Consider the following 5511-nt stretch of genomic DNA (forward strand, 5'->3'; position numbering starts at 1 on the left):
GTTTCAAAACTCACGCCATGTTTGCGCAGATTTGACCTAGCCTTTTCCGTATCCCATTCAAATCGCAATTCTGCCATGTGGTGTAACCGCAAAAATGTAACTACAAATAGTCATTACGTCAAGGGCGGCGGGTCCCAAAGTCCTACCGCCTCACAACCTCCCACCCGTACAGCCAGTCCAGATCCGCCGCGAGTTTCTCCGCCGGCCGCGTCGCCAGCACCAGGTTGCGCGCGATCGCCACCGGCCCCCAGGCGTGCCAGGCAAGCCGGTTGAGCGCGCCGCGCCTCAGCACCTTCTCGACGCGCGGCCGCCTGAGGTTCTCCCAGGTGGCAAGCCCCTGTCGCAAGTCGGCAGGGAAGTCGGCGATCACGCCGGCAAGCATGGCGGCGTCTTCTATTCCCATGGCGGCGCCCTGCGCCGCGAACGGCGTCATTGCATGCGCTGCATCGCCGATGAGCGCGATCCCGTCTTGCATCGTCCAGCGCTGTTGCTCGACCGTGTGGATCGGAAACGCCGTCCACGGGCCGGCCAGCGCGACCAGCCTTGCCAGCGCCGGTGCCGTGCCGCGCATGGCGCCCGAGAGGATGGCCGGGTCGGCATGGCCGGACCAGCCTTCCGCGATGCGCTCGCCCTTGGTGAAGGCCGCGAGGTTGAAGGCGCTGCCTTGGCTTACCGGATAGGCCACCAGGTGGAAACCGGGACGGAGGAAGGTGGTGACGCTGACCGCGGCGCCGCTCGTCGCAAAGGCCTTTCCTGCGGCGCTCTCCGCCGCGACCGTGGCGCGCCAGGCGAGTTCGCCCGAGAAGCGGCTTTTGCCGAAGCCGGGCTGCTTGCCGGCGAGGTTCTCGCGAATCGACGACCAGACACCATCGGCGCCGACCAGCAATTGGCCGCTGGCCTCGATCGTGCGGCCGTCCGTTTCAGCCGTCACGGCAATGCCCTGCGGTCCGGCGGCGACGCCGGTCACCCGCGCGCCGGTGACGAGCTCGACATCCGGGCGTTCCGTCACCTGCGCCGTCAGCGCCGCCTGCACGTCGGCGCGATGGGCGGCAAGATAGGGCGCTCCCCAGCGGCTCTCGGCGGCCTGTCCGAGCGGCACGCGTCCCAGGTCCCTGAGCGCGGCGGCATCCTTGAGCACCACCGCCTCCGGCCGCACTGCATGCGGCAGGAGCCGCTCCAGCACGCCGAGCTGCCTGAGGATTCGCGTCGCATTGGGAGAAAGCTGGATACCGGCGCCGGCTGCCTCGAGTTGCCTGGCCTGTTCGAACACCGTTACGGGATAGCCGCGCTCGGCGAAGGCAAGCGCCGCCGTCAGTCCTGCTATGCCGGCCCCGGCGATGACGACCTGCCGGGACCGCGCCTCGCTCATCGTCGGAAGAGGATCAGGCGGCCTGGTCGATATAGAGGCAGCCCGCGGGGACCGTTTCGGTCGCCTTCAGTTTCGCCGAATAGCGGAAGAGCGTCGAGCAATAGGGGCAGACCTTCTCATTGTCGTCGCCCATGTCGAGGAACACGTGCGGATGGTCGAAGGGCGGGTTGGCGCCCGTGCACATGAATTCCTTGACGCCGATGTCGATCGCCGGATGGCCCGCATCGTTCTGGAAATGGGGAATGGAACCGCCTGCCATCGTCGTCTCCAATTGGTCTCGGCTTGTTTCGGCCAGTCTGCATCTGGATCATAACCGGCCTGTTTGCAAGATCGATGAAATGAAACTGTCGCAAAAGCCTGTCAGAGGATAAGTTGAGCCGGTTAAGCGCATGACCCTGGATCGCTGCGGGATTCGTGAGGGATCGTGCGTCACAAAAACATGTTAGAGCGTCCGTAGCCCATCCGGAATGCAGCGCTTCAAAGCGATGGGCGCAGGACAAGAGCGGGAATCATGAACGAACTGAAGCCGGTGCACAGCGAATTCATCACCATCGAGGCGGCAAGTGCCGAGAGCGGCAATCCCGATCGCTTCGTCAACCGCGAATTCTCCTGGCTGCAGTTCAACCGGCGCGTACTGGAGGAATCGCTGAACCCGCACCATCCGCTTCTGGAGCGGATCCGCTTCCTGTCGATCTCGGCCGGCAATCTCGACGAGTTCTTCATGGTCCGTGTCGCGGGCCTGGCAGGCCAGGTGCGCGAGGGCATCGTCCTGAAGAGTCCGGACGGCCGCACGCCCGAACAGCAGCTTGAACAACTGCTGCGCGAGGTCGAGCGCCTGCAGGAGGACCAACAGAAGAGCCTTTCGACACTGATGCAGCTGCTCAACAAGGAAGGCATCGAAAGCATCACCCGCGACGCGCTGACCAAGGACGAGAAGGCCTGGCTGGAAGAGCATTTCCAGGATCAGGTGTTTCCGGTGCTGACCCCGCTGTCGATTGACCCGGCGCATCCGTTCCCGTTCATCCCCAATCTCGGCTTCTCGATGGCGCTGCAACTGCGCCACCGCAAGAATGGCGAGGAGATGAGCGCGCTTTTGCGCCTGCCGGTGGCGCTGAAGCGCTTCATCCGTCTACCCGACCGCAAGAATCATGTCCGCTTCATCCCGCTGGAGGAGGCGGTCGGCCTCTATATCGGCAAGCTCTTCCCGGGCTATGAGGTCAAGGGGTCCGGCACCTTCCGCATCATCCGCGACAGCGATATCGAGGTCGAGGAAGAGTCCGAGGACCTGGTTCGCCTGTTCGAGACGGCGCTGAAGCGGCGCCGCCGCGGTTCGGTGATCCGCATCGAGTTCGACATGCTGATGCCGCCGGAACTGCGCGACTTCGTCGCCGGCGAGCTTGGCGTCTCGTCGAGCCGCATCAGCGTCCTGACCGGTCCGCTGGCGCTCAGCCAGATCTCCGAGATCGTCGCCGTCGCCCGCGACGATCTGAAGTTCACGCCCTACAATCCGCGCTTTCCCGAGCGTATCCGCGAGCATGGCGGCGACTGCTTTGCCGCCATCCGCGAGAAGGACATCATCGTCCACCATCCCTACGAATCCTTCGACGTGGTGGTGCAGTTCCTGCGTCAGGCGATGGCCGACCCGGAAGTGGTGGCGATCAAGCAGACGCTCTACCGCACCTCCAACGACAGCCCGATCGTGCGCGCGCTGGTCGACGCGGCCGAGGCCGGCAAATCGGTGACGGCGCTGGTCGAGCTCAAGGCGCGGTTCGACGAGGAGGCCAACATCCGCTGGGCCCGCGACCTCGAGCGCGCCGGCGTCCAGGTCGTGTTCGGCTTCCTCGAGCTCAAGACCCACGCCAAGATGTCGCTGGTGGTGCGGCGCGAGGACGGCAAGCTGCGCAACTATGTGCATCTCGGCACTGGCAACTACCATCCGGTCACCGCGCGCATCTATACCGACCTGTCGTTCTTCACCACGGATCCGACGATTGCCCGCGATGTCGCCCAGCTGTTCAACTTCATCACCGGCTATGCCGAGCCCACCGAGGAGATGCGGCTCGCCGTTTCGCCATTCACGCTGCGCAAACGCATCCTGAAGCATATTTCGAACGAGGTCGTCCACGCGCGCGAGGGCCGGCCGGCGCGAATCTGGATGAAGATGAACGCGCTGGTCGACCCGATCATCATCGACGCGCTCTACGATGCCAGCCGCGCCGGCGTCGAGATCGACCTCGTCGTGCGCGGCATCTGCTGCCTGAGGCCGCAGGTGCCGGGCCTGTCGGAGAATATAAGGGTGAAATCGATCGTCGGCCGCTTCCTCGAGCACAGCCGCATCTACTGCTTTGGCGACGGCTACGGCCTGCCCTCGGACGGGGCGATCGTCTACATCTCCTCGGCCGATCTTATGCCGCGCAATCTCGACCGCCGTGTCGAGACCATGGTGCCGATCACCAATCCAACTGTGCATGAACAGGTGCTTGGCCAGATCATGCTGGGCAACATCATGGACAACCAGCAAAGTTTCGACGTATTGGCTGACGGCACCTCCCGGCGCGTCGTGCTGGAGGAGGGCGAGGAACCGTTCAACGCGCAGGAATATTTCATGACCAATCCGAGTCTGTCCGGACGGGGTGACGCGCTGAAGTCGCATGCGCCCAGGCGCATCGCCCAGTTCAAGCGCCGCAAGAAGAACGCCGCCGCGTGATTTCTGCTTCCCAGGGCCGGCTCCAGGACCGGCGGCCGCTGTCGATCATCGACATCGGCTCTAACTCGATCCGCCTCGTCGTCTATGAAGGGCTGGCGCGCTCGCCGACCTTGCTGTTCAACGAAAAGATGCTGGCCGGCCTCGGCCGCGGCATCGTTTCGACCGGCAAGCTCGATCCCGAGGCGGTCACCCGCTCGATGGAGGAGTTCCGCCGCTTCCGCGCGCTCTCCGACCAGGCCGGCGCCGAGCACATGTATGTGCTGGCGACCGCCGCCGCCCGCGAGGCGGTCAACGGCCCCGATTTCATCCACCGCGCCGAGGACGTACTGAAGACTGAGATCCGGGTGCTCTCCGGGCGGCAGGAGGCGCATTATTCGGCGCTCGGCGTGATTTCCGGCTTCCACCCGGCCAGCGGCATCGCCGGTGACCTCGGCGGCGGCAGCCTCGAACTGATCGACATCAACGGCGAGGCGATCGGCGACGGCATCACGCTGCCGCTCGGCGGCCTGCGCCTGCAGGACATGGCGAAGAATTCGCTCGTCCAGGCTCAGAAGATCGCGCGCCAGGAGCTGGCGCGGGCCAAGCTGTTGAAGGGTGGGCAGGGCAGGGCCTTCTACGCCGTCGGCGGCACCTGGCGAAACCTCGCCCGGCTGCACATGGAAATGACCAACTACCCGCTCGGCGTCATGCATCACTATGAGATCTCGGCCGACAGCGCGCAGAGCTTCCTGAAGCAGGTGACGAAGGCCGAGATCGAGAAGGTCAAGGGCATCGAAGGCGTTTCCAAGAACCGCCGCTCGCTGCTCCCCTATGGCGCCATCGTGCTGCAGGAGATCATGTCGGCGATGCAGCCGTCGAAGATCGTCGTTTCGGCGCTCGGCGTGCGCGAGGGCTTTCTCTACTCGCTGCTCGACGAGGCCGAGCAGAAGGCCGATCCGCTGATCTCGGCCGCCGAGGAACTCGCGCTATTGCGCTCGCGCTCGGTCCACCATGCGCATGAGCTGGTCGACTGGACCGGCAAGGCCTTTGCCGCTTTCGGCATCGACGAGACAGAGGACGAGGCGCGTTACCGCCAGGCCGCCTGCCTGCTCGCCGATATTGGTTGGCGCGCGCATCCCGAATACCGCGGCAGGCAGTCTCTCAACATCATCGCGCACGCCTCTTTCATCGGCGTCGACCATCCCGGCCGCGCCTATCTGGCGCTGGCCGGCGCCTACCGCCATGACGGCATCTTCAACGAGGGCATCGCGCCCGAGATCAAGGCGCTGGCGCCGCCGCGCATCCTCGAGCGCGCCCGCGTTCTCGCCGCAATGATGCGCGTCGTCTACCTGATGACGGCGGCGATGCCGGGCGTGATGCCCAGGCTGAAATGGGAAAACCGCGGCAACGGCATGCTGGCGCTGGTGCTGCCGGCCTCACTTGCCGACCTCTATGG

Annotated in this window: 4 protein-coding genes; 2 read left to right on the top strand and 2 right to left on the bottom strand. The window is 65.0% G+C overall.

The window, feature by feature from the left end; genetic code table 11:
* Positions 1 to 142 precede the first annotated feature (142 nt).
* Positions 143 to 1369: an FAD-dependent monooxygenase gene (locus EN742_RS22365; protein WP_128333283.1), complete on the bottom strand. Its 1227-nt coding sequence runs from the start codon at positions 1367 to 1369 to the stop codon at positions 143 to 145.
* A 13-nt stretch (positions 1370 to 1382) separates the two neighbouring features.
* Positions 1383 to 1628: a zinc-finger domain-containing protein gene (locus tag EN742_RS22370; protein WP_126055162.1), complete on the bottom strand. Its 246-nt coding sequence runs from the start codon at positions 1626 to 1628 to the stop codon at positions 1383 to 1385.
* A 252-nt stretch (positions 1629 to 1880) separates the two neighbouring features.
* On the opposite strand from EN742_RS22370, the gene EN742_RS22375 reads away from it, so the two are divergent.
* Together EN742_RS22375 and ppx are read left to right on the top strand one after the other, a co-directional pair.
* Complete coding sequence (locus EN742_RS22375) at positions 1881 to 4076, top strand: RNA degradosome polyphosphate kinase (RefSeq protein WP_128333284.1); 2196 nt, start codon at positions 1881 to 1883, stop codon at positions 4074 to 4076.
* Positions 4073 to 5511: exopolyphosphatase (gene ppx, locus EN742_RS22380; protein WP_128333285.1), on the top strand; the 1439-nt coding region annotated here is incomplete at its 3' end. The genes EN742_RS22375 and ppx, both read left to right, overlap by 4 nt.

The organism is Mesorhizobium sp. M4A.F.Ca.ET.020.02.1.1 (assembly GCF_004022645.1).
Taxonomy (GTDB): Bacteria; Pseudomonadota; Alphaproteobacteria; order Rhizobiales; family Rhizobiaceae; genus Mesorhizobium.

Coding starts and splice junctions, on each gene's coding strand:
- EN742_RS22365 (WP_128333283.1), bottom strand. CDS start 1,369: ATGAGCGAGGCGCGGTCCCGGCAGGTCGTCATCGCCGGGGCCGGCATA.
- EN742_RS22370 (WP_126055162.1), bottom strand. CDS start 1,628: ATGGCAGGCGGTTCCATTCCCCATTTCCAGAACGATGCGGGCCATCCG.
- EN742_RS22375 (WP_128333284.1), top strand. CDS start 1,881: ATGAACGAACTGAAGCCGGTGCACAGCGAATTCATCACCATCGAGGCG.